The 24,720-nt window shown below is 41.5% G+C and carries 27 protein-coding genes and 1 pseudogene; 5 read left to right on the plus strand and 23 right to left on the minus strand.

What is annotated here, in order from left to right; translation table 11 throughout:
* Positions 1-100 precede the first annotated feature (100 nt).
* From Q0081_RS31255 to glgB, 13 genes are all read right to left on the minus strand, one after another.
* On the minus strand, positions 101-1,213 hold the full coding sequence (locus tag Q0081_RS31255; RefSeq protein WP_298362969.1) for a cysteine peptidase family C39 domain-containing protein: 1,113 nt from the start codon (positions 1,211-1,213) through the stop codon (positions 101-103).
* On the minus strand, positions 1,210-2,265 hold the full coding sequence (gwsS, locus tag Q0081_RS31260; RefSeq protein WP_298362971.1) for a grasp-with-spasm system SPASM domain peptide maturase: 1,056 nt from the start codon (positions 2,263-2,265) through the stop codon (positions 1,210-1,212). The genes Q0081_RS31255 and gwsS overlap by 4 nt, the downstream gene beginning before the upstream one ends.
* Positions 2,258-2,467, minus strand: coding sequence for a hypothetical protein (locus tag Q0081_RS31265; RefSeq protein WP_298362973.1), 210 nt, complete (start codon positions 2,465-2,467; stop codon positions 2,258-2,260). Before Q0081_RS31265 ends, gwsS begins: the two co-directional genes overlap by 8 nt.
* Positions 2,445-3,035 (minus strand): RimK family alpha-L-glutamate ligase, encoded by a 591-nt coding sequence (locus tag Q0081_RS31270; RefSeq protein ID WP_298362975.1) that lies wholly within the window; start codon positions 3,033-3,035, stop codon positions 2,445-2,447. The genes Q0081_RS31265 and Q0081_RS31270 overlap by 23 nt, the downstream gene beginning before the upstream one ends.
* A 768-nt stretch (positions 3,036-3,803) precedes the next feature.
* Entirely contained in the window at positions 3,804-4,010 is a 207-nt protein-coding gene (locus Q0081_RS31275; protein WP_298362977.1) for a hypothetical protein, read from the minus strand.
* 16 nt (positions 4,011-4,026) lie between these two features.
* Entirely contained in the window at positions 4,027-4,437 is a 411-nt protein-coding gene (locus tag Q0081_RS31280; protein ID WP_298362979.1) for a hypothetical protein, read from the minus strand.
* A gap of 138 nt (positions 4,438-4,575) precedes the next feature.
* Positions 4,576-4,830, minus strand: a complete 255-nt coding sequence (locus Q0081_RS31285; RefSeq protein ID WP_298362981.1) for a hypothetical protein — start codon at positions 4,828-4,830, stop codon at positions 4,576-4,578.
* Between the two features lie 279 nt (positions 4,831-5,109).
* The gene (locus Q0081_RS31290; RefSeq protein ID WP_298362983.1) at positions 5,110-5,712 is read right to left on the minus strand and encodes a superoxide dismutase; all 603 of its coding nucleotides are present in this window, start codon (positions 5,710-5,712) and stop codon (positions 5,110-5,112) included.
* 63 nt (positions 5,713-5,775) lie between these two features.
* A complete protein-coding gene (locus tag Q0081_RS31295; protein ID WP_298362985.1) occupies positions 5,776-6,222 on the minus strand; it encodes a nucleoside deaminase in 447 nt (148 codons plus the stop codon).
* Positions 6,223-6,226: 4 nt separating this feature from the next.
* Positions 6,227-6,640 (minus strand): c-type cytochrome, encoded by a 414-nt coding sequence (locus tag Q0081_RS31300; protein WP_298362987.1) that lies wholly within the window; start codon positions 6,638-6,640, stop codon positions 6,227-6,229.
* A 56-nt stretch (positions 6,641-6,696) separates the two neighbouring features.
* Positions 6,697-7,980, minus strand: coding sequence for a sorbosone dehydrogenase family protein (locus Q0081_RS31305; protein WP_298362989.1), 1,284 nt, complete (start codon positions 7,978-7,980; stop codon positions 6,697-6,699).
* A gap of 119 nt (positions 7,981-8,099) precedes the next feature.
* A complete protein-coding gene (acpP, locus tag Q0081_RS31310) occupies positions 8,100-8,339 on the minus strand; it encodes an acyl carrier protein (RefSeq protein ID WP_298362991.1) in 240 nt (79 codons plus the stop codon).
* Positions 8,340-8,563: 224 nt separating this feature from the next.
* Positions 8,564-10,588 (minus strand): 1,4-alpha-glucan branching protein GlgB, encoded by a 2,025-nt coding sequence (gene glgB, locus Q0081_RS31315; RefSeq protein ID WP_409034114.1) that lies wholly within the window; start codon positions 10,586-10,588, stop codon positions 8,564-8,566.
* Between the two features lie 143 nt (positions 10,589-10,731).
* Here glgB and pnuC point away from each other — a divergent pair, with 143 nt between their 5' ends.
* A complete protein-coding gene (pnuC, locus tag Q0081_RS31320; RefSeq protein ID WP_298362993.1) occupies positions 10,732-11,391 on the plus strand; it encodes a nicotinamide riboside transporter PnuC in 660 nt (219 codons plus the stop codon).
* Positions 11,392-11,416: 25 nt separating this feature from the next.
* On the opposite strand, the gene Q0081_RS31325 is transcribed toward pnuC, so the two are convergent.
* Positions 11,417-12,289, minus strand: a complete 873-nt coding sequence (locus Q0081_RS31325; RefSeq protein ID WP_298362995.1) for a carboxypeptidase-like regulatory domain-containing protein — start codon at positions 12,287-12,289, stop codon at positions 11,417-11,419.
* Between the two features lie 37 nt (positions 12,290-12,326).
* The gene (locus tag Q0081_RS31330) at positions 12,327-12,689 is read right to left on the minus strand and encodes a hypothetical protein (RefSeq protein WP_298362996.1); all 363 of its coding nucleotides are present in this window, start codon (positions 12,687-12,689) and stop codon (positions 12,327-12,329) included.
* 174 nt (positions 12,690-12,863) lie between these two features.
* Here Q0081_RS31330 and Q0081_RS32070 point away from each other — a divergent pair.
* A pseudogene (locus Q0081_RS32070) lies at positions 12,864-13,835 on the plus strand (AAA family ATPase).
* Here Q0081_RS32070 and Q0081_RS31345 read toward each other — a convergent pair.
* The 4 genes from Q0081_RS31345 to thiL form a co-directional block, all read right to left on the minus strand.
* Positions 13,832-14,983 carry a M28 family metallopeptidase gene (locus Q0081_RS31345; RefSeq protein ID WP_298362998.1) on the minus strand — a complete coding sequence of 384 codons (1,152 nt, stop codon included), beginning with the start codon at positions 14,981-14,983 and terminating at the stop codon, positions 13,832-13,834. The pseudogene Q0081_RS32070 and the gene Q0081_RS31345 sit on opposite strands and share 4 nt — an antisense overlap.
* 14 nt (positions 14,984-14,997) lie before the next feature.
* Positions 14,998-15,744, minus strand: a complete 747-nt coding sequence (locus Q0081_RS31350; RefSeq protein ID WP_298363000.1) for a hypothetical protein — start codon at positions 15,742-15,744, stop codon at positions 14,998-15,000.
* A gap of 239 nt (positions 15,745-15,983) precedes the next feature.
* Positions 15,984-16,397 (minus strand): cytochrome B, encoded by a 414-nt coding sequence (locus Q0081_RS31355; RefSeq protein WP_298363002.1) that lies wholly within the window; start codon positions 16,395-16,397, stop codon positions 15,984-15,986.
* Between the two features lie 66 nt (positions 16,398-16,463).
* Positions 16,464-17,495: a thiamine-phosphate kinase gene (gene thiL / locus Q0081_RS31360; protein WP_298363004.1), complete on the minus strand. Its 1,032-nt coding sequence runs from the start codon at positions 17,493-17,495 to the stop codon at positions 16,464-16,466.
* Between the two features lie 177 nt (positions 17,496-17,672).
* Between thiL and msrA the strand changes: the two genes are divergently transcribed.
* Complete coding sequence (gene msrA, locus Q0081_RS31365) at positions 17,673-18,326, plus strand: peptide-methionine (S)-S-oxide reductase MsrA (protein WP_298363006.1); 654 nt, start codon at positions 17,673-17,675, stop codon at positions 18,324-18,326.
* 130 nt (positions 18,327-18,456) lie between these two features.
* Here the strand turns inward: msrA and Q0081_RS31370 are convergent, their stop codons facing one another.
* The 4 genes from Q0081_RS31370 to Q0081_RS31385 form a co-directional block, all read right to left on the minus strand.
* Positions 18,457-19,185 (minus strand): DUF6962 family protein, encoded by a 729-nt coding sequence (locus tag Q0081_RS31370; protein WP_298363008.1) that lies wholly within the window; start codon positions 19,183-19,185, stop codon positions 18,457-18,459.
* 231 nt (positions 19,186-19,416) lie between these two features.
* A complete protein-coding gene (locus Q0081_RS31375; RefSeq protein ID WP_298363010.1) occupies positions 19,417-20,151 on the minus strand; it encodes a transglutaminase family protein in 735 nt (244 codons plus the stop codon).
* Between the two features lie 217 nt (positions 20,152-20,368).
* A complete protein-coding gene (locus tag Q0081_RS31380) occupies positions 20,369-21,127 on the minus strand; it encodes a ThuA domain-containing protein (protein WP_310586555.1) in 759 nt (252 codons plus the stop codon).
* 73 nt (positions 21,128-21,200) lie between these two features.
* Positions 21,201-21,692 (minus strand): sterol desaturase family protein, encoded by a 492-nt coding sequence (locus tag Q0081_RS31385; RefSeq protein WP_298363012.1) that lies wholly within the window; start codon positions 21,690-21,692, stop codon positions 21,201-21,203.
* A gap of 176 nt (positions 21,693-21,868) precedes the next feature.
* Between Q0081_RS31385 and Q0081_RS31390 the strand changes: the two genes are divergently transcribed.
* A complete protein-coding gene (locus tag Q0081_RS31390) occupies positions 21,869-23,593 on the plus strand; it encodes a M3 family oligoendopeptidase (protein ID WP_298363014.1) in 1,725 nt (574 codons plus the stop codon).
* 60 nt (positions 23,594-23,653) lie between these two features.
* A complete protein-coding gene (locus Q0081_RS31395) occupies positions 23,654-24,610 on the plus strand; it encodes an AAA family ATPase (RefSeq protein ID WP_298363016.1) in 957 nt (318 codons plus the stop codon).
* Positions 24,611-24,720 lie beyond the last annotated feature (110 nt).

Here is a 24,720-nt window from a genome sequence, read left to right on the forward strand (position 1 = left end):
CGAGCGGGTTGTATCTCCACCGCCTCCACCTGTAGGTCAGTGAAGCCAAGCAACATTTCAATCGTAGAAGTATCCATATCTGCAATTTAGAGACAACACACTATAATGCCTGATGAACCAATTTTATTTCCTGCACCCCCGTAATGAGTTGAATCAACGTGCTTTGGTTTTGGGAGGCCAAGGCAAAGCGTTTGTGGTTTAGTTGCCGACGATAACGCAGAAAAAACACGATCCAACCCGTGTATAAGGCGCTGAACAAGGCGAATACCCCAAAAATAGTAAGATGATACGTAGCCAAAACAACCCCCAACACCAACAGATTGATCATGGAGAAAAGGGTATTGAGCGACGTACCCGTCAAAAAACTCTCAATGCGGCTGTGGTCGCCGATGCGTTGGAGAATATCTCCCGTGAGTTTGGTATCAAAAAACGAGATAGGAAGCCGCAAGAGTTTGGCCAGAAAATCAGATAAAATGCTGAGGTTAATACGCGTACTGATGTGCAACAATATCCACGACCGAATAAAATCTACCGACATTCGCCCCACAAACAGCATGAGTTGCGCCGCTGAGACCAAGTAGATAAAATGCAGATTGTGCGTTTGAATGCCTGTATCTACTACCGATTGGGTCAAAAAGGGCAACACCAATTGTAAAGCGCTACCTACCAACAGCCCCAAGCCCAACTGCATCCATAAATTCCGATAGCGCCACACATAGCTATACAGATAAGAAAATCCTATTCCATTCGCGCCCTTTCCTTTTTCCTGGGCATCTTCAAAAAATTGGGGAGTGGGTTCTAACAACAACGCCACACCTACTTTCTCCCCGTTTTCTACGGTGGTGGCCCAAGCAGATTCAAATTCGGTGGCAGTGTATTTTAGTAAGCCTTTGGCGGGGTCAGCGACGTAAATTTGATTTTTTCGGATGCGATACACCACCACGAAATGCGCTTGATTCCAATGCACTATGCAGGGAAGCGGTGCATCGGTCGCCATTTTTTTTAGGGGTACTTTTACGGCTAACGTGCGAAACCCAATTTGCTCGGCAGCCTGTGCAATTCCCAACAGATTTACGCCATCTTTGCCGATTTCCGACAGTTGCCGCAAGGCTTGGATACTGTGATTTACCCCATGATGTTTCGCTATTGTGCGCAGGCACGTGGGGCTATAGTCCATAGCATCGTGTTGTTTATAAAAGGGAAATTTACTCATTGACCGTGCAACGGGTTGTTGGTAGGGTTCTCAGCGCCCCAAGTAGCCGTATAGGGGTCATAACTGCACTTGGCGGGTTTGGAATAGATGTTGTTGGGGTCTTGAATATAGGCTCGACAATCGGTACAGATGTGGCGAAACTCGCAATCTTTACAAACCTCTATTTGGTCTTTATGGATGTACCATACATCTTTAAAGCCTTGCTTTTCAATGGCCTCCCGGAGTGTAGTGTCGCGGATATTGCCGTAGCTTTTGGTCATCGAAGGGCAGTTTTTGATATTCCCCTCGGCATCTATCGAAATCTTGCGATTAAGGCATGTATTTTGTTTTTGGGACTCGGTGAAGGTTTTTAGGTTAATGGAAAAATAATCGGTACTGATTACTCCACAGTGCGAACTGTCGTTAATGTGCTGTTTAATAAATACCACATTTCCCATTCCCGAAGGGTCACGATAAGCAATGCTGTTTTCATGGGCTGAGTGAATCATTATAGTATGAATACGAGGATATTTATCAGTCAATCCTTTCAGGTTTTCAAGCGTAGTTTCAGCGGTTGCTTTGAGGAGGAACTCAACTGAAATAATGCGTCGATTTTCTAAATTTTGCAAAATTTCATTAAAGTAACTGAGTGGTTTTTCGATATAAGAACGCAACTGAAAATGCTTACATCCCAATTGTTCAAACTCATCTAAAATCGTACTGAATTCGTGCCCGCTTTCCTGATTTACATCAATAATAGCGTTGGTAATATGGGCAGTCTCATCCCAATACAAATCAATATCCGGAAACAACTCCAAGTCTTCTTTATTACAATAAAACCCAAACTCATTAGTTACCAAAAAGTCAAAATATTCTTCTATCGTTTCATCGTATTGGTTTTGATAAGTGGCCTTTATTTCTTCAATGGATTGGGAGCCGTGAGTAGTCAGTATTTCGTATAACCCGTTAGGGGTTAAATGAAAGCTATTACGCTGTACATCACAAATCATGCTTCTTTTTGCGCCCTTGACGGGTAAGCAACAGGCATATAGCCTAAAATAGGAACTATCCATTGAATTGGTGCCAATCTATAATTTTTGAATAGGGTTTTGTATAAACCTCCGCTAATGCCATGCCTTGATAGGCCGAAACGTAAAAAAACAGGTTCTTCTTTGGCGCAGCATCAACGGCCACTTTGGTCAGGAGTTTGAAGGTAACGGGCAGTCCCTTCACTTCTTTCAGTTCTGGAATTTCACCCATTTCTTTTTCGTTCATGATTTTGCCAAAAAATCAGCGATGTATTTTTCGATTGGATAATTACATTTTTCTGATACCATGCTGATTTGACCGTTGGGATTGCACTCCAAAAAACATAACGTTTATCTTTACTCACAATCATGTCAATAGCTCCTGTGTTAAGGTCGGCCAGTTGAGGAAACTTTCTTATTTTTTCTTCTACCTCCTTTGGTAGTTTGTAAGGAACAATTCGATTAGGATTTTGGTGGTTATAGTTGCGCCAATCCAAGGAGGTTTTAGGGTCGCTTTGCGACATGATAGCTCCTACCCACATTTTTTCATGTACAAAAATCACCCTCAACTCATAGGCTTTGGGAATTTCTTCCTGAAACAAAGTAGGGAAAAATTCCTCATCCAATTTCTCAAGGATTTCGTCTGAAACCCGCTCGGTATGATTGTAATAATAAATCCCCTCAAACGTACCCGTAAATGAATCTTTAATGGACTTATTAATAATGGAAGTATGTTCTTTTTTAAATGCAATGGCTTCTGTTTTTTGAGTAGTTACCAGCATTGCAGGAGTATCTAACCCTGCTTTCTTTGCCATTTCCAAATGTCAGAGTTTGTTGGGAACTCGCTGAAAATAATTGCCTATGTGAGGTTTTTTTTCGAGTTTATGGCTTACAAAGTCGGAGACAATAAAATGTTCACAACTTAAATACGTTTGCAGTTTTTCGAGTTGTATCTTATTGCTATAATCTATTTTTCCTTTTCTATACCAAAATGATGTAAAAAGATTACTAGTAGTAATTTTGTTTTGTATCTCTAAAAAAGCTTTTTCACTTCTACACCAGCTTCTTTTTTTGTGAAAAAGTAAATGTGATATCACAATATTTACGGATTTTTCAGAAACGGGTGCTAAAATGTAAATCATACAGTAATTTTATTAATAAAAGGTACAACTAATTATTACTTTGAAATACATTCTTTTACTTTATACGGTAAACGAGTTCTAAATTTTTGTAGTGTGCCTTCAGTTTCTTTATCATAGCCTGGAATGATACCTATAGGCGCATAAAAAACAAAAGTTCTATTTTTTATACAATGATAAAATATTATTTTTTTGTTAAATCATCAATTGGTGGTAAGGACATAGAAACGCGGTTAGTATTTATTTTTTCTTTTACTCCAGAAAGTTTTGATAAATAAAAATTACAATTAAATTGTTCGACTAATCCTTGCTCTCCATAACTAACACCTCCTTTTTGGAAATTATACCAGTTACAAAACAACTCCGACTTAAGTTTCCCAGAATGAACAGCTTCTTCAAGATAAGAAGTAAAGTCAAATCGTTTTTTTTGGTAATTGTGCCGTATTAATACATTGAAAATGGGAAAAAAACAATTGCTGTGTCTATTATATTTATTCCAATTAATTCTTCTGTCGGATAACCATGCTTTTTAAAAATATTCATTATTTCTTTAGCCAAGTGGCTATCATTTTTAAATAAACTATCAGAAAATATATTGTTAGTTAGTTGTTTTGGAGCTTCACAATAATAATTTTGATCTGCCTCAACCATTTTTTTAATGATATGACTAAATTTTTGTCATATTTTTTAGAAATTCTTTTCGTAAAAAGGGATATTTTTTAATAAATAAAGACCATTTTATTTTGTCTTTTCTAAACTCCTTGTAGGAGGATTTATAAAAAAACTCTAATTCACATCCTTTCAAAACAAGCCTTTGTGATAATTGTAGTGTACTTTGAAAATCACGAATCATTATTGAGCAAATAGAAGCGTTGCAAATATCTTGTGCAAATGGATATTCTAATAAATCGAAGGCTTTTGTGTAATGTTCAAAAGCAATAGAATAATTGCTGTCACATATTGCAACTTCTGCCTGATTAATCAATGAATTATAGTTTTGCAATCTAGAAGGGATTTGCGCCATGCTCCAAAAAGAATAAAATAGCACAAAAAAGAAACTTATTGAGGAGTTTTTCATTATTCTATGATAATAAAAGCTTATAAAATCTTTTAGGTGTGATAAAGTGATGAGTAGCAGGGTAAAAAATACTTATTTTTACAAATATTTTTTGCCCTGTTAAAGGAATTTAAGTTTTTATTGCGAATAAATTATGAACTACAGTTGATTTCCTTTTCGTTCATAAGCAGTAGTTCTGTAATTTGTGTAAGTTACTGCACCATCAGCCCCAATACTATCGGCATCGTATTCACTCCAAATGTCAAATGTAATTCCATTTCTAATTTCAGATCCTTGATTTATACCGCCGCCACCCGTACATTCACCGCCTCCTTTGAGGTACATTAATCCTGTTATTTCATTTCCCTCAAATTTTCCAAACTTACTTTCTGTTAATTTTTCCATAATTTTCATTTACCGAAGGGTTTAAGTCTCGCACTATTGCGAGTGGCTGCTTTCGGTGCTGAAAATTGGTAGAAAAAAAACGATTTTTCAAAATTTTTTTACCATTATTTTTTGAAAATTTATCTAACGGTCAAATTTGTCGCCTCAGATACCCCAAATTTATTTTTTAACGAAATAAAGCAGTGGCTTGTTGTGCTATTTTGTTTCATTAAAAATAAGGGTAGTAAAAAAACAAACACCCCGAAAGCCATTAGACCTTCGGGGTGTTTAAAAATTGATTTTTATGGATTAAGCCCCTTGGAAAGTAGCTTCCGCTTTGTTCCAATCTACTACGTTCCAGAAAGCATCTACGTAGTCGGGGCGTTTGTTTTGATATTTCAGGTAATACGCGTGTTCCCATACGTCGAGGCCGATGATAGGAGTTCCTTTCACGTCGGCAATGTCCATCAAAGGATTGTCTTGGTTGGGGGTAGAAGTGATCGCTACGCTGTCGCCTGTTTTGATCAACCACGCCCAGCCCGAACCGAAACGGCCCAAAGCTGCTTTTTTAAATTCGTCTTTGAAGGCATCGAAAGAGCCGAATTTGGCATCAATCGCCGCCGCTAAATCACCTACCGGAGCGCCGCCGCCGTTGGGTGAAAGAATATTCCAGAAGAACGTGTGATTCCAGTGACCGCCGCCGTTGTTACGAACGGCCGGAGAAATAGCACCTGCGCCGGCTACCAATTCTTCAATCGTTTTATCTTCATTAGGTGTACCTGCAACCGCGTTGTTGAGGTTGGTCACGTACGTGTTATGGTGACGGTCATGGTGGATTTCCATCGTCGTTTGGTCGAAATGAGGCTCTAACGCGTCAGAAGCGTAGGGGAGCGGTGCTAATGTAAAAGCCATGATGATTGGTGAATTTATAGTTTTAAATTGTATCGTTCGACTGCAAAACACCGTGCCGGGGTTTTATGTTCGCAGCTTGAGGAAAAAATTCTTTAACAGTTGGACAACTTCATTTTCTAAAACCCCTTTACGAATGACTGTCTTTGGATGAAGTAAAGGCTGATTTACCAAGGAATATCCCCGTTTTTCGTCCGAAGCGCCGTAGACAATCCGTCCCAACTGCGCCCAATACAGCGCACCCGCACACATGACACAAGGCTCTAAGGTGACGTACAGGGTGCAGTCTTTGAGGTATTTACTGCCCAAATAAGAAGCTGCTGCCGTGATGGCAAGGATTTCGGCATGGGCTGTAACGTCCGTCAGTTGTTCGGTTTGATTACAGGTCTTTGCAATGATTCGGTGTTGACATACTACGACGGCACCTACGGGAATCTCTCCCGCTTTACCGGCGGCTTCGGCTTTGTAGAGTGCCAATTGCATGTAGTATTCGTCCGAAAATAGAGGGTACATATCGTTATTTCTTAGCCATCTCTGCTTTTACTTCAGCTGCTGAAATCGCCGACGCTTTATTCCCAAAACTGTTGCGAACAAAAGTAAGGACGTCAGAAATTTCCTGATCGTTTAGGAAATCGTTCGCGGGCATAATGTTATTATAGCGTTCTCCGTTGATTTCGATAGGTTCGTGTAAACCTTTCAAAATCACGTTGATGAGCTTTGTTTTATCTCCCAGCACCCACGCCGTTTTGACCAAAGGAGGATTAAGTCCGGGAACACCGTCACCGGTCTCCTGATGGCACACCATGCAGTTGTTTTCGTAGACTTGCTTACCCTTGGCCAATTGATTGGGAGTTACCGGTGTCTCTGAGTTTTTGGCCTGAGAAAACGCAAAGCAGGGCATAAGAAATACAAATAAAAAGAAAGGCTTCATGAGTGAATGGGTGTAATGAATCCGGACGAAATAAGAGCGATAAAGCAAAAGAGCTTTTATTTTTGATACATGACGCGCCACACTTTTCCTTTTTGAGAATCGGTAATGTAAAGGGAACCGTCAGGGCCTTGGGCAAGTCCCATAGGACGGGATTTTGCTCCTCCGGGCGATGGCGTATCGGTACCCGCAAAACCGTTGGCAAAGACTTCATATTTGCCCGTAGGTTTACCGTCTTTGCCCAACGGCACAAACGCCACTAAATAGCCTGCCTGATTTTTAGCACCGCGATTCCAAGAGCCGTGAAAAGCAATGAAAGCACCGTTTTTGTAACGTTCGGGAAACTGGTTTCCTGAATAAATCAACAATCCATTGGGTGCCCAGTGGCCCGGAAAACCCATGATGGGAAGATCTTTTCCCGCACAGCGACCGATGGCCTTGGCATCGCCACCGTATTCTGGATTCAATAATTTTTTAGCTTGGAGATGGTCGTAGTAGCAGTAAGGCCAACCAAAATCAGAGCCTTTTTTGACCAATAGAAACTCTTCGGAAGGAAGGTCATCGCCGTTGGGAAGGGGATATAATTCAGGAAAATAAGCAGCAAACATATCCCGTCCGTGCTGCATGGCATACAGTTCTCCGGTTTGTTTGTTCCAATCCAATCCTACCACGTTTCTAAGCCCTGTAGCGTAGCGAACTCCGTCGGCTTGGGATTGATTCAGTTTATCGGCTTTAAACTGCCAGATACCTCCGTGCTGTTCCAAAAGCGGACACGGGTCTATGCCCATAGAGCCTTTTTGACGGTCTTTTTCCTGGCAAACATTAGAAGGGGCACCTACGGTTACGTACAGATTCCCTGCTCCATCCAAAGCAATGGATTTGGATTCATGTTGGCCCTTATCGGGCAGGCCTTTGACAATGGTTTGTTTGGAAGCCTCATCAGGTATACCATTAACCAGTTTATAGCGATACACGTCTTGGTTGGAAGAAGTATATAGATAACCGTTAGAAATAGCAATGCCTGTACCGATGTAATCCCCAAAGGCTTGCGTTTCGTCTGCTTTGCCGTCGTTGTTTTTGTCGCGGAGCAACAAAATTCCTTTTCCGCCTTTGAGCGCGCTGAGTTTAATAAAAATATCTCCGTTGGAATTGACTACAATGTGACGGGCTTTTCCTGATTCTTCGGTGACGGTTACGGCACTAAATCCTTGCGGTAAGGTAATACCTCCGTTGTCGGCGTCGGGTTTCAGGCGTTGACCGGAAGTTGATTTTTTATCAGAAGGGCTGATAAAACTCAATGTGCCAATGGCAATGCAGAGCGAAAGTTTGATAAACGGTTTCATTGTTTGAATAGAGTTAGTTCATTCTAAAGTAAAAATAATGAAAGCTTACTACACACAACAAAAGAGGATACAACCCGGTTAGTCATATCCTCTTTTATTATGTATTAGTTAAAAACGCCTTATGCGGCATAAACTACATTTTGTTCTTCTTCCAGGTATTTAACCAACTTAGCCATAGTCGTCAATTTGTGATAATCTTCGTCAGGAATGCGTAATCCAAATTCCTGTTCCAATTTCATCATCAAATCAACTGTGTCTAAGCTGTCAAATCCTAAGTCTTTTACAAAGTTAACATTTTCGGTAACGGTACGGCGTTCTACGCCAAATTCTTCGAGGATAGTTAAGATACGTTCTTTCATGGCATTGTATGTTAATGGTTACTATATAAAACTACTATATAGTCCTAACGCCGGGAAAGACATAAAAATTTCACAAAATAAGATGAAACTAATAACTATTTTTTGGTTTTCTCCTCAAATGTCTTTCTTTCAATAAGATACCGAAAAAGATTTTTGTATGAAAAAGAGAAGGCCTATAAAAGCTTTTTTAGTTACAAGGCTCAAAAAGCTTTTATAGGCAACTATTATGCTTTTCGTTTCAGGATAATTCCCGCCAACGGCGGTATGGTCAATACAACGGATTGGGGTTGATTGTGCCATTTTTCGGCTTCAGCCGTGATGGATTGTCCGTTGGAAATCCCGCTTCCGTAAAAATCACCCGCATCACTATTGAAAATTTCTTCCCATTGTCCCAAAGACGGAACTCCGATCCGGTAGTTGCTTTGCGGAGTCGGGGTCATATTGAGCACTACCACTACCGTATCGCTCGGGTTGAGGCCTTTGCGCATATATGCCACAATGGAGTTGTCGCGGTCTTGGGCGTCAATCCAGCCAAATCCGTCAGGAGAGAAATTATAGTCGTGAAGCGCAGGTTGACTTTTCAGAGTGGCATTAAGTGTTTTTACGCATTCATTCAAGCCTTTGTGAGGAGCAAGTTGAAGTAAATGCCAGTCCAGTGATTGTTGAAAATTCCACTCACGAAGTTGGCCAAATTCGCCGCCCATGAAAACGAGTTTCGTGCCCGGGTGGGTATACATATAAGTAAACAAAAGGCGCAAATTAGCAAAGCGTTGCCATTCATCGCCCCGCATTTTACCGATAAGTGAGCCTTTGCCGTATACCACTTCGTCGTGAGAAAGCGGCAACATGAAGTTTTCAGAGAAAGCATAGACCAAGCTAAAAGTAATTTGGTCTTGGTGCCAACGCCGATACATAGAATCTTTCTCGAAGTACTTGAGCGTGTCGTTCATCCATCCCATCATCCATTTCATGCCAAAGCCTAAACCGCCCAAATAGACAGGGCGTGAAACTCCCGGGAAAGCCGTTGATTCTTCGGCAATGGTTTGTATATCGGGAAACGCTTTGAAAGCCGCTTCGTTCATTTCTCTCAGCAACGAAATCGCCTCTAGGTTTTCGCGTCCGCCAAATTCGTTAGGAATCCACTCACCGTGTTTGCGCGAATAGTCTAAGTACAACATCGACGCAACGGCATCTACCCGCAGTCCGTCGGTATGGTAGCGGTCGAGCCAAAACAGGGCGTTGGAAATCAGAAACGAACGAACTTCATTGCGACCGTAGTTGAAGATATAGCTTTTCCAGTCGGGGTGGTACCCTTTGCGCGGGTCGGCGTGTTCGTAGAGGTGCGTACCGTCAAATTCGTAAAGCCCGTGGGCATCGCCGGGGAAGTGAGAAGGAACCCAGTCCATTAATACTCCGATACCGGCTTGGTGAAGTTTTTCGATGAGGTACATCAAATCCTGGGGAGCACCCAAACGCGAAGCGCAGGAGAAGTAACCGGTGATTTGATACCCCCACGAAGGAGGATAGGGTGCTTCCATAATGGGCATAAACTCCACGTGTGTAAAGCCCATTTCTTTGACGTAAGGCACCATCGCATTCGCGATTTCCTGAAAACTTAAAAAACGCTCGGGCTCGGATGGGTCACGTACCCAAGATTCAAGATGAACTTCGTATACAGACATGGGGGCGTTGAGGGCATTGTGTTTGCGACGTTCGCGCATCCATTCCTCATCTTTCCACTCATACCACGTGTCCCACACGACAGACGCCGTTTGGGGGGCAATTTCGCACCACAGGGCAAAGGGGTCCGCTTTTTCGAGTTCTCTGCCTTCAATGCTTGATTTGATGAAATATTTATAGACCTCACCGCGTCCGATATCGGGGATAAAGCCTTCCCAAATACCAGAACCATCCCAGCGTGAGCTAAGTGGGTGACTGCCCCGTTCCCAGCCGTTGAAGTTCCCAATCACTGAAACGTATTCAGCATTGGGTGCCCAAACGGCAAAGTAGGTACCAATAACCCCTTTGTGTTCTGCGACGTGAGAACCCAGTTTTTCGTATAGCTTATAGTGTTTGCCTGATTTGAATAAATAAATATCAAATTCCGAAAATCGCGAATAGTTTTCGACTGCTTGCAACTCAGCATCGGTTACCGTAGGCTCAATCATTACTTCGGTCTTTTTTCCGGTTTTTTTAGGTACGGGCGGTTCGGCTACGACTTCTTTTTTAGTTTTTGCTGATTTTGCCATAATATTGACTATTGAGATGGTTCATTATAGGTTATGTGGTGCAAAATAGATTTTTTCGAGCCAAAATTGCACTATTAAGCTTAAAAAATTCTTTTTCTTTTTACGTACGAATACATTTACTCAAAATAAAAGACGACCGAACTATGAGTTTTTTCAATATCGACAACATCTTTTTTGAAGCTTGGGGCTACAAAATGAGCCATTTAGAGTTTTGGGCTACGGTCATCGGTGCTGTTGCAGTGTGGTTGTCGGCGCGCGAAAACGTATGGAGTTGGATTATCGGCCTTTTTAATGTGGTGTTGGCCTTTGTGCTGTTTTATCAGATTCAGCTTTATCCGGATATGTTCTTGCAGGTATTCTTTTTTATTACCAATCTTATCGGTTGGTGGCAGTGGAAGTTCCCTAAGTCGGATGAGGCTAACCTCAAAAACGAACTCAAAATCAGTAAACTATCAATGAGTCAGTGGCTTCTGTTGGGATTAGGAGGGGTAGTTTGTACTTTAATCATGGGTGGTTTTGCCAAAAATCTACACGAGTGGCTTCCTCAATTGTTTAGCAAACCAACGGCCTTTCCGTACATGGATTCCTTCACTACAGTTATGAGTATAATAGCAACGTTCATGCTGATTCGGAAGAAGATAGAGGCTTGGTACGTGTGGTTATTTGTAGATGCTATTGCTACTTACATGTATTATCTTAAAGACGTAAAGCTTTACGGGTTGCTGTACTTTATTTTTTGTTTTATTGCCGCTTTTGGGGCTTACAATTGGACGAAGGAGTATCAAGGTTATAAAAAGCAATGAAGAAAAGGGAAGTGTACAAATGTTATTATTCGTATATCTGAATTTGTACTCGTATCATCGGATTTTTAAAAATAGTATCTTTATTATCTATTCTCCATTGACCGCCATTGTTTCTGATTCGACCAAGGTATTCATTAAACTCTAATGTCTTTCCTATATTTTGACCATAGTAAGTAATAACTTTTTTATTAGGCCATATGACATCATAACCATACTTGGGGTTATTAGAATTAATCCACTCCATAGCTACAAAAAAACCATTTTCAGGTATAGAAATATTGTATTTACTTATGTCCACATCAAACCAACTTTTTCGACTTCGTGCATGAACTACTAAGTTTTCTTGTAACAAGTCATCGCCTGGCATTCCTTTTTCATTCTTGTAAATCCGAATTCTAAAAGGAGTTTTATGTTTTCCTACACCTCCAATCCAGTAGCCTACTTTTTGAATAAATCCCTCTGACTGTGTATAATTTGGAACTAATAAGGCCATTTCCTGAATAGTGGCATAAGTAAATTGACCAGTGACTAATGTAGTTGTTTCCTGTTTAGAACCTAACCATAATTGGTGTTTTTTTCGATTATTCTCTACAATTATCTCAGGTAAATTAATAGGCTTTTCCTGTAAAATAATTTTCATTGGCTCTTTCCATTGAGAGACAGGTAAACGAGTGTCAAAAAAGCCCAAACAACTAACGAATAAAGTATCACCGAGGTTACTGTTTTCAATAATAAATTGTCCATTTTCGTTGCTTCTTATACCCCATTTACGATGTTCATCTGTGATAATGGCAAACGGAATAGATACACCTTTTTGCTGGCTTATTACTTGACCAGATAGCTTTTTTTGAGAAAAAACAGGCAATAAACTAATAAAATAAACCACTATTAACTTCATAATATTAATAGTGGTTCTAATAAAAATTGGAATTATCTTAAATTTCATAACCTTTGTCACCAGCTTCTGCACAAGAAATATCCTCAGTCCAAGTATTTATCCGGATTCCCAGAAAATAATAACTGTATTCAACTCTTACTTGATACTGGCTATTCCACGAAAATGAGGCGATAATTCTGTTAGTAGTTCCAAACCAAACGCCTTCCGCATAGCTGTATTGAACAGCTCCAAAGACTAACCCTACAGTTAAGCAGGCAGTAATCATTGTCTTTCTAAGTCGATACTTTTGTACCGATGATTGTCTAATAAATTTTTCCCTAAAAAAGAAATTTAGGTCGGTAAAAAATAATTTTATAACCAAAAATAAATGAACATAATCAAATAAAAAATATTTTTCCATTATTTTTTTAGGAATAGGGGTTTTGTGTACCTAAAAGACAATGAATTAATTTGGGATATAAATTAAAAATAAAGCATATAAACAATGTATCTGCAACAGTAAATATTGTATTAATTGTTATAGTTTTAAATTGAAAATTATTTGTTGTACTAAATTAAAAGGTTATAAAAAGCAATGAAGAAAGGGTTGATTTTTGGGAAGTTTATGCCTTTTCACAAAGGACATTTGGCCTTAGTAGAGTTTGCATTGTCGCAGTGCGAACAGGTTATCGATTCGATGAGCTATACGCAAACTGACCCAATTTCTGCCGAAATTCGATTTGAGTGGTTACACCAAATTTTTGCTAACAATCCCCGAATTGAATTGTTTCAGGCCATAGACGATATTCCTGACGATGGTTTGCCGCTCGTTGATGCTACCAAACTTTGGGCGGAGTTTATTCATCAGACGTTTCCAGATATTGAGGGCGTATTTTGTTCAGAAGGGTACGGGATTCCCTTAGCTCAACATTTAGGATTACCTGTGGTACTTTTTGACCAAGAACGCGTTCAAGTGCCTGTTTCTGCCACTGCGATTCGGAATCACCCCTTTGCTAATTGGGAATTCATTCCCGAAGTGGTACAGCCCTATTTTACCAAAAAAGTCTGTTTATACGGCCCGGAAAGTGTAGGGAAAACGACATTGGCGTATCAGTTAGCTAATTACTTTCAAACGGTTGTTGCACACGAAGTAGCCCGAGATTAACTGACTTCCAACGAATTTGAAATAGAGAAAATAATCGAGATTGGTAAAAAACAAACTGAGTTGGTCAAGCAACAACAAAAAGTGGCTAATAAGGTACTCTTTTGCGATACAGATTTGATTACGACCCAAATTTACAGTCAGCAGTACTTTGGTAAAATTCCGCAGGAGTTAACAGAATTGGAAAGAGAAGTCAGCTACGATTTGTATTGCCTGTTGAACATTGATACTCCTTGGGTCGCGGATTCGCTGCGAGATTTTGGGCATCGCCGCGCGGAGATGTTTGCTGTTTTTAAAGAAGAATTGGGAAAACGTAACATTCCATATTTGTTGATAGAAGGAACGTGGGAAGAGCGGTTTGAGAAAGTACGACAGCAAGTGGAAACAATGCTTCAAATGCATTAGCCCTTTTTGTCCAGTTTGAGTGCAATTGCCACGGCAAAATCAATGGCTTGCAGCATGGGGCGCGTATCTGCGTGGTCGAGAGTGTCTTCCGGTCGACGAATGTTAGGCATAAGGCCGTTTTCGTCCAAAGCTGCCAAGGTTACGCAGTGAATTCCAGCCCTTACAAACCACACACTGTCAAAATTAGCGGTGTGCCAGCTTCCGGCAGTTACGTTCTGAAATCGACGGTCGGTTTTTACCAACGTAGTTGCTGTTTTTGTAATTTCATTGTCGTATTCAATCAAGGTCAGGCTGCCGGTTTGGGTTATGAATTTCAATTGACCATTGCCCAGTGTATCAAAATTGATGAGGTAATTAAGACGGGTTTTATCGAATTTTTCTTTCAGATAATAATGCGAGCCTACCATTCCCACTTCTTCGGCATTGGTCAATACAACTTCAATTTCCGTGTTTTTGAGTTGATTTTTTAAAAATTCAGCCGTTTTTAGGGCAGCTACTACGCCGGTGGCATTGTCACTTGCCCCGTTGGTATAGCCTTTTCGCCAAAACCCAATCGTGCCAAGTACCGCCTGACCAACGAAATAAATACAAAGTAAGACTCTGATAATGAGCAAATACTGATTTTCTGGCAAGTGATAACTAAGCCCTGCTACTGGAGTTGCCAAAGCCATCAAAATCATGGAAGAACGAATGGAATTCCGAAAGCCATCCTTGGTTTGACGACGATACAAAAACGAAACCGGGGCCGAATCGTAATGAGCCATTAGGATCAGCTTGCTTTTTGCGCCCGTAGGTACATATCGTCCAATGATATTTTTAGCATTTACCAAAGGCGGTAAAAACATCAGCCAGGAAGGACGCCAATCAAAATAAAGAAGCCCGTTTACTGCAAATACCGCCACAATGAGTACGGAAGCTAAACTGAGCCACTGAACTGTTAAAAGTCCAACGGTGATTCCGCCAATCAGCCAATAAACAATGGGAAGATAGGTGGGCGGTGTTCGGAAGGATTGGTATTCCACGCCGAAATCAGCGCTTTTTAATTCTTCCGCAATCACTTCCGCCGCTTTTGCATTGGATTTACTGCCGACACCTCGGTGCGGAAATTCCGTTAATTTCTCCAGAAGCTGTTTAGGGTCGTGCGTCATTTTAGGAAGGATGACTATTGGAGGCGACGTTGGGGCGTGAGATTGTACCTTATTCCAATCCCAGTAGTGAACCCAGCCCCCCGAGATACAAATTGGGCATTTTCGGTGGGTTCCTGATTGTTTTTAATGGCAATATCTACGTGGGCTATATTCATCATTCCCATCATTTGACGGGCATACACGCTCAAAGTCCACCGTCTTGATAACGCCCAATTAAAACTTACCGTAGCCTCGGCATTGATGGAGTGTTGGCGAATTACCCCCGCTGAACCCGCATATACCAATGAATCAGTCCACGTATGCCCGCGACTTGTGACCACGCCGTTGAAAAATTGTTGAGGTAACTGATTAGTGCCCCATACGTATTGAAGCCCGCCTCCGAGATGAGCTTCGAGCTGGTCGTGGAAAACCAGAACGCGCCAATTGGCACGCAGCGGAAAACTCATGAACTGCATCGAATTGGTGCCCACGACTCGGTTGGTTTGATAGATATAAACGAGATTAATAGGCAGTGAGTAAACGCCGGTTTCCACCGATAAAAAAGGGTTGACAACTTTTCCGATTTTTATGCCATACATGGGCATTATTCCGGAACTGCCGGACGTATATTTTGTCAGCTCTCCCGCTATCATTCGGGTCTGACTACTAAAAATTCCAACGTCTGTTCCAACGTACCAATTGCCGTGGAATAGTTTAGCTTGACCTAATCCCGACAGTGAAAACAAACACATCAATCCAACAATCGCGTAGCAGTGTTTCATGGGTGGGAAGGGTTAAAGAGATGAAACCAAGGCTAATATACGAAATTTAAAAATTCGTCCGACAAAAAATGCAGGATTGTTTAGTAAACGGCTGTTTGGAGAAAGATAAGGGAAGGGTGTGAGGCAAGAACAAGGCCGGCCGTGTGGTAAGAGGTTGAAAAAACAGGAAGTAGGAAAAACAAAATCTTAGCTTCTGATTTCCTACTTCCTGTTTTTTTCCTACTTCGAAACTTTAACCATTAAAACCACGCGGCACCTAAGTTGCGGAAAGGCCAAGGAATGGAAAGTAAAATAAGAATCAGAGCGGCTAAATAATAAGAAAAGACTTTGCCGTGATTCAGTTTTTTGCCCTGAGCATGTCCAAGCGTAATAAGGACAATGGCAATCAGCATTCCGACGATGTGCTCTACAGTATAAAAACGGTAAAGTTTATCGCTCATCATGTCGAAACGTACTTTTACTCCCCAATCCATTGCGTAAAGAACAAGCCCGATCAATAACTGCGTGTGCGTGGCAATCATCGCAAAAAGATAGACTTTAGAATAGGGAGCATTGGGCTGACTGCGTTTGGTAAAGGCAACATAAATAGCCGCTATCAAAAGCGCCAAAACTACGTAGCGAAGACCGGAGTGCGCTCGTACAAGAATTTCCATAGTTGGTTAGATTTTGTGAAATAAATAGATGAAAAATTGAAATGTTAAATGGGTTGATTGTGCGGGTTATTTGTTCAAGTGTTGCCATCCCTGGGCTTGAATGGGAAAGCGTCCGCCGGCTTTGGTGACCAATTCTACGGCTTGTGGGTCATTCGTCATAAAACCTACAAAACTGATGTGGGGCGAGTTTTTGATTTTTTCGTAATCACCCTGCTGAATGGTAAACAACAACTCGTAATCTTCGCCTCCGTTAAGGGCAATGGTTAAAGGGCTGACTTTGAACTCGTCGGCCGTTAAAAAAGTCTCGTCCGCAATGGGTATGTTTTCTTCAAAAACCTGCGCTCCCATTCCCGATTGATTGCACAAATGCAGAATTTCAGAAGCCAATCCGTCCGAAATGTCAATCATAGACGTGGGTACCACCCCTGCATCCTGAAGTTCATAGACAATGTCAGTACGGGCTTCGGGTTTGAGCTGACGACCTACCAAATACGCTTTTTCTTCCAATTGGGGTTGCATATCGGGGTTTTCTAAAAACTCCCGTTTTTCTCTTTCCAAAAGTTGTAAGCCCATGTAGGAGGCACCTAAGTCGCCCGTTACACAAATAATGTCGTTGGGTTTTGCGCCGCTTCGGTACGCGATTTTGTCCTTTTGTACCACCCCTATGGCCGTAACTGAAATCACCAGACCGGAACGGGAAGCACTTGTGTCACCTCCTACCAAATCCACTTTATAGGCTTCGCAGGCCGCTTGAATACCCGCGTAAAGTTCGTCAATTGCCTCTACTGAAAAACGGTTGCTTAATCCTACACTAACCGTAATTTGACGGGGAGTGCCGTTCATGGCGGCGATATCCGATACATTTACTGCCACAGCTTTGTAGCCCAAATGCTTGAGGGGAGCATAACTCAAATCAAAATGAACCCCTTCGACCAGCATATCGGTTGAAACCAACAGATATTCATCAGTTCCCGTGTCAATGACTGCGGCATCGTCGCCGATTCCTTTTATTGTTTGGGGCAGTGTGGGGGTAAATTGCTGGTTTATACGTTCAATCAGCCCAAATTCGCCTAATGTTGAAAGTTCGGTTCGAATCATTTTTAAGGATATGTCGGACACCCGACATTTGGTGTAAAGTAAAAGTTGAAAATTTGCATCACAAAACTTTTCGGTGCAAAGTTCGTTAAAAATACGTGTTTTCCCGTATGTATTTACAGGTACACAGATGGTGACATCTATATCGAACTTAATGACAACTTTTTTGTTACAAGCAATATGAAGACAATCCTTAAAAAAATTATTTTCGGAACGCTGGCTCTTTCTTCACTGTCATCGTGTGGACAGTCGGCAAAAAAAATTGAACAGATGGAAGAAAAAGCAAAAACCCTCACGGGCTTAGCCACGGCGACTTTTGGTACGGGATGTTTTTGGTGTACCGAAGCAGTCTATCAGGAAATGGAAGGCGTTGAATCAGTAGTATCAGGCTATTCGGGTGGATTTGTGGAAAATCCGACATACGAGCAGGTATGCGGAAAAGCCACCGGCCATGCCGAATGTGTCCAACTCAAGTACGACCCCAAAAAAGTGACGTATTTGGAGTTGTTGGAAGTGTTCTTCAAAGTACACGACCCAACCACCAAAGACCGCCAAGGCAATGACGTAGGGCCGCAGTATCGGTCGGTTATTTTTTATCACGATGCCGAACAAAAAGCATTGGCCGAAAAAGCCATCAAAGAACTGAACGCTTCGGGGGCTTACAGCAAGCCGATCGTAACGGAAGTCGTAAAAGAAGAGAAGTTTTACGTAGCGGAAGCCTATCACCAAAACTTTTTTGCGAATAATCCCGGTCAGGGTTATTGTGCATTTGTGGTTGCTCCCAAAGTGGAAAAATTCCGCAAGGTATTTAAAGAGAAGTTGAAAGCGCATTAACAACACGATTACCCTTTTTGATTATTAAAAGCCCTGAGAATGGGCTTTTTTTATGGATTTATTGGAAAAGGGTTTCGGTCTCAAAAAATCAACTGTAGTGGTGATTTTTACATTTTCACTACTGATTCAATTACGCTTTGTCGTTACTAACTTCCTCAGGGACAATTTTTCCCTTCCCATAATAGGTCATGTGTTCGGCACCCAGGTAATAATACCAAATCGAAGTGGCCATGGCAAGGTGACTGATGTCATTGTAATTGAACCAGGGGCCGATGCTGAATTTAAGGGCGTGAAGGCCGGCCGCAACTGCTCCCCAAAAAGTAGCGATAAAAATATTCACGCTGCCCGGGTCTTTCTTCTTTTTGTAAACGTAGATTTCTATTAAAAAAAGCATTAAAAAAAGACCGTAGAAGGCGTGTATTTCCACCACTACAAAGTTGAGGGTGAGAATGGTCAGGACAAAGAAAATGACGAGCTCCGCATAGTTAAGCCAGCCCAGAAGTAATCCTCCTCTTTGATGTAACAGCGGTTTGATGTGCCAAATGGCAGCTCGTTCAAAAAGTGCTACTGCAATCATACTGGCAAACCAGCCCGGAATTTTGCCAAGCTGGCCGGTCAGATATAAAAAACCATGTCCCAGTACACCGCCAATCGCCGTAGCAATGGCCATAAAAAGGAAGAAATACCGGGTTTGTTGGTTCATTCTGTGAGCGTGCCTCGGCTTGTTGAGTCGGAAAAAGGCATATAGGCAGATAGCAGTCATTGCCAGACTGGATAGGACTGTGGAAGGCTCCAAAATGGTAATTCCAAAAACGTGTATCTGGTGAACTTTGCTGAAATCAATAACTATTTCATTCATAAAAAAGTGCTTTGGTGCTTAAAGAGCGAAAAGTCGCAGCCAGAAATTGTTCCAAGTCCTAAAAACAAGGCACAATTGGTCAACTATTCTGAAAAACTTTAATGTGTTTGTCTCTGAAAATGGGCTTTTGGGTATTTGTATTTGGGAGAATAAGCAAATGAAGCAGCGACTATTATCCTTAAATTTCTCTTCGGAAAATCTCGTTTTTTTATCTTTAGCAATAATCTTTTGTTACTCCTCCAACAACTCCGTTTCCACTTCCAGTGAATTGAGAGTGGCGCTGCCAAACTGAGTGACCATAGCCACGTCGGCGGCGTCTCTGCCGTAGCCAAGTACAATACGGTATCCGTGAGTTTCGGATTGTACGGCATCAAATGTGTACCATTTTCCTCCTACGTAGGCTTCAAACCAAGCGTGTAAATCCATGAAATTGAGCTTGTCTAAGTAACCCACGGTCATTCGGGCGGGGATGGATAAAGTTCGGCACAAGGCAATGCCCAAATGGGTAAAGTCGCGGCACACGCCTACGCGTTGGCGCGCCAAATCCAGTGCGGTGGTTGTGGAATTGGTAGTGTTGTATTCGTAGCGAACATTTTGATAAATCCAACTTCTGATGGCTTCTACCTGCTCATAGCCCCAAGCGGCATTTCCCACCACCCACGAGGCCAAGTCTTGAAGTTCAAATAAGTCGGATTGACAATAACGGCTTGGTGAAAGATATATCAATATTTCCGTTGGCAGGTCTTCTACCAGTATATAAGGGGGAAAAGGATGGACAGGAATTTCTACATCATTTACCAAGACTTCTATCTCGGTAGTCATGGTAAGATTGCCTACGGGTAGCACCGCCCGTACACAATGGTTTCCGTAATTGTCATTGTAATTAAAAAAAGGGACAAAAGGCTCAATTCTAAAGTCTTCTTTTAGTACTGATTGTCCTTCCTGACGTCGGGGGCTAAGAAGCATTTGAACTGTGGTTGGGGTGTGTATTTGGTACTTGAATACACTTTTGCCTCTTATCTTCATACGACGGAACGTGGAAATATAGTTTTGTGTAAAGTACCGAAAATTTCTCAAAATTCAGAAGGAAAACCCTAACCAATTTGCTTAAAAAAATAAACAGACAGACCACATTTTATGATCTGTCTGTTTAAGTGATTGTACTCATTTCCAATGTAACCCCTTACATCGGTTTCTTCACGGATTTGCGTCCCATTGCGTACTCAATTCCTCCTAATAAATGTTGAACAAACAAAGGCTCCACGAACGATTCATCGGTGTGACCGCCACCCGTGTAAAACGAACGTCCACCGTCAAACTCACGGTACCAAATGAATGGGTGATTGACTCCGTTTTTGCCGCCGCTGTAAGTGGTTTCATCCAGGGTCGCCAATACTTTTATCCCCATTATAATGCTTTTGTAGTTGTATAATTCATCAAAACGTTTCCAACGGTCAGGAAGCATTGCGGTGGCCGGGTGATTTTTGTCATTCACGGCTACTTCCATGTTTTGTTGTTTGGGGTGGCTCAAAAAGTAAGCCCCGACCAATTGATTGTACCAAGGCCAATCGTATTCGGTATCAGCTGCCGCGTGGATTCCCACAAAACCGCCTCCACCGCGGATATATTGCTCAAAAGCGGCCTGTTGGGCATCATCAAGAATATTTCCCGTGGTACTCAAAAACACAACTGCTTTGTATTTTTTAAGATTTTCGGCCGTGAAAACGCTGGCATTTTCGGTGGTATCTACCGCAAATTTGTTTTGTTCGCCCATGAGCATCAAAGCTGCTTTTCCCTTTGGAATGGACGCATGTCGAAAGCCTTTTGTTTTAGAAAAAACCAAAATAGCGTCTTTGGTAGCAGCAACCTTTTTCTTTTTTTGGCCAAACGAACTGATAGCAATGGCAAAAAGAAGGGTGCAGAGGTAGAAATATTTTGTCATTCGTATAAAGTATTTTCTAACAAAAGACGCTCCTTTGCCGAAACTACTTTTCTAAAAACCACGGAGAAAATATTTATGATTGCTGATTGCTGATTTCCGATTTGTGATTCTCACTTCTCACTTCTGGCTTCTCATACTTTTTAGGCGCATACAAAAAACCGAAGGCTTCGGCCCCTTCGCGTTCATGGACTTTGTGGTGTACGTAATGCGCCCGAATGATACGCTGTAAGTAGCGATTGTTGGTTTTGAATTTGATTTTGACCCGACGATGCACAATCACATCGTGAAAAAGGAAATAAGCAACGCCGTACAGCGTAATTCCGAACCCAATGTATATGAGCCAACTGAGGTTTTCTATTTCGGAGCCTACCATAATCAGGGCTGTAGCCGAGACGCCGAAAATGATGCCAAAGAGGTCGTTGGTTTCCCACCAACCTTTGTGGTGGACGTGGTGCGACTCGTGCCAGTTCCACATGGGGCCGTGCATGATGTATTTGTGGGCAAACCAGGCAAAGCCTTCCATAAAAATAAACGTTCCGAGAACAAGAAAAATAGGGAGTAGCATAGTATTTAGTAATAAAACAGCAACTTGTTAATGTCTTGAAAGTCAGTTGTGTGAAAAAATACAATTAACGGATAACAATTAACGCATAACCGCTTGTTGGGCATTCGTTTTTAGAAAAACCATTTTTCGCCTTCCTTTGTTAGTGAACAGAACTAAAACATTGCAAAATTAGCTTTATGTCAGCACTTACCATACCCCAACGCCCGGCTCGAAAATTTTTGGGCGAAGAATTTTCAGTAACAACTTGGGAAAAACTTCAGCCATTTTACGAAAACCTTAAAAATCGTTCCATCCATTCTGTCGGAGACTTACGGCAGTGGTTTTTGGACAAAAGCGAGTTGGAATCGTATCTGTCCGAAAATTTTGCGTGGCGTTACATTCGCATGACCTGCGACACCGCCAGCGAGCAATATCAACAGGAATTCAACGATTTTGTGGAAAACTTTCAACCTTTTCTCAGTGCTTACGGCAACGAGTTAGACAAAAAAGCAGTGGAAAGTCCCTATTTAAACGAACTGAAAGATACCGGCTTTGAAGTGGCTCTTCGCAGTATGAAAAAAGCCATTGAGATTTTTCGCGAAGAAAATATTCCTCTTCAAACCCAAATTCAAACCGAACAGGCCAAATACGGCGCTATGATAGGCGCAATGACGGTCAATGTAGATGGCGAAGAAATAACGCTTCCGAAAGCATCTGACTTTTTGCAGTCGACGGACCGTGACCTGCGCGAACAAGTATGGCTAAAAATTCAAACGCGTCGGTTGGAAGACAAAGTGGCATTGGATGAACTGCTTAACAGTCTGCGCGACCTTCGTAATCAAACGGCCATCAATGCAGGTTTTGCCAACTTTTGCGATTATATGTTTGCCGCTTTGGGTCGCTTTGATTATACCCCACAGGATTGTTTTAATTTTCACGAATCCGTAGCGGAGGCTGTTGTTCCCATGCTCAACGACATGGCTAATGAGCGCAAACAGGCGTTGCAATTGGACACACTGCGTCCGTGGGATTTGAAAGTGGACCCCGAAAATCGCCCGCCGTTGAAGCCGTTCAGTACGGGCGAAGAATTGCTGGAAAAAACAATTACCTGTTTTACGCAGCTTGACCCGCAGTTGGGCAATTACCTTAGCGTCATGAAAGCCATGGGGCGTCTTGATTTGGAATCGCGCAAGGGCAAATCGCCGGGAGGGTATAATTATCCGTTGGAGGAAATCGGTGTACCGTTTATTTTCATGAACGCTACCTCTAATCTCCGTGATTTGGTGACGCTTCTGCACGAAGGTGGCCACGCCGTACACAATTTCGTAACGCGTGATTTGCTGCTGAATTCATTCAAAAATCCACCGGCTGAAGTGGCTGAATTGGCTTCGATGAGCATGGAGCTATTGACGATGGATTATTGGAACGTGTTTTTTGAGAACGAAGAAGACCTTCGTCGGGCCAAAATCCAGCATTTGGAATCTATTATCGAAACCCTGCCATGGGTAGCCACCATTGACAAATTTCAGCATTGGTTGTACGAAAATCCAACGCACAGCATCGAAGAACGTCAAAGCAAGTGGTTGAAAATTTATGAACAATTCAGCGATTCTGTGACGGATTGGAGCGGATTTGAGGATTTTAAAAAATACATTTGGCAAAAACAGTTGCACATTTACGAAGTGCCGTTTTATTACATCGAATACGGCATGGCGCAATTAGGTGCCGTAGGCGTATGGCGCAACTACAAACAAAATCCGCAAAAGGGGTTGGAAGGCTATCTAAATGCCCTCAAATTGGGCTATACCGCTCCCATCAGTGAAATTTACGCAGCGGCCAACATTCCCTTTGATTTTTCAAAGGACTACATCACAGAGTTAATGAATTTTGTTAGAGAAGAGTTGGAAGGATTGAAGAAGTAGGTAGCGTTTTCATTGAAATTTTTCATTATTTTGTTTATACATTACGAAAAAGGAAAAAAAATGATACAGAAAGTTCGGCTCAAAAACTTCAAACGGATTGAAGATGAAACGTTCAATCTTACTGATTTTGATTTATTGGTGGGAGCTAACAATAGTGAGAAAAGTACATTGTTACAAGCATTAGCTATTTGGCAGTATTGTATAGAACAGTTTCGAAGAGCAAAAAGAAGTGGCAGTAATGGTGTTCAAATAGTATTACCCAACTTTACTGCGTTACCGTTACCTGAATTTTTATTGCTGTGGAAGGATAAAACGGAAAGACGATACACTAAAATAGATGGAACGAAAAAGCAGAAACCAGAATATATTTTAGTGGAAATTGAAATTTTTTGGAGGACGGAAGATAATATAGACAGATCTCTAAGTGTTCAATTAAGATATCAATCTCCACAATCTGTTTATGCAATTCCTGCAACTGGTTGGGCTGATTTTCGTGCTTTGGAAAAAAGTGTCGATTTCCCCAGAATAGTTTATGTACCCCCTTTTTCTGGATTAGAACCAAGTGAAATCTGGTATGATGACGCAAATGTTCGTAAAAATGTTGGTAAGGCACAACCTGGTTCAGTTCTTCGAAATTTATTATTTAGAGTAATTGACAAGTCAGGAGCTCCCGTTAAAGACAATAGTGATTGGAAGGAAATTGTAGATAAAATTAATGAATGGTTTGGGGTAAAACTAAATCCTCCTCAATATGAAAAAGGTGAGAGTATTGATATTGAATTATCTTATAGGCCGAATGGAAAAGATTATGATATTATTTCGGGGGGAAGTGGATTTCACCAAATTTTGACCTTAATGGCTTTTCTCTATGGGTATCCAGGGATTACGACTATTCTATTTGATGAACCTGACGCTCATTTACATGTTAATCTTCAAAGAAAAATTCTTAATTATTTTAAGCAGCAGAAAAAGATACAATTTTTGATTGCAACTCATGCTGAAGAATTTAGGGTGTAGGACAAGTTTGTAAAGTTGGTTAAAATTATTAAGATTGCTTTCTATGGAAAGCGAAGAAGCAGAATTTAGATCCCTATTTGCTAACTATTTAGCATGGAAAGATAGTCAGA

The organism is Runella sp. (assembly GCF_027484545.1).
GTDB lineage: Bacteria > Bacteroidota > Bacteroidia > Cytophagales > Spirosomataceae > Runella.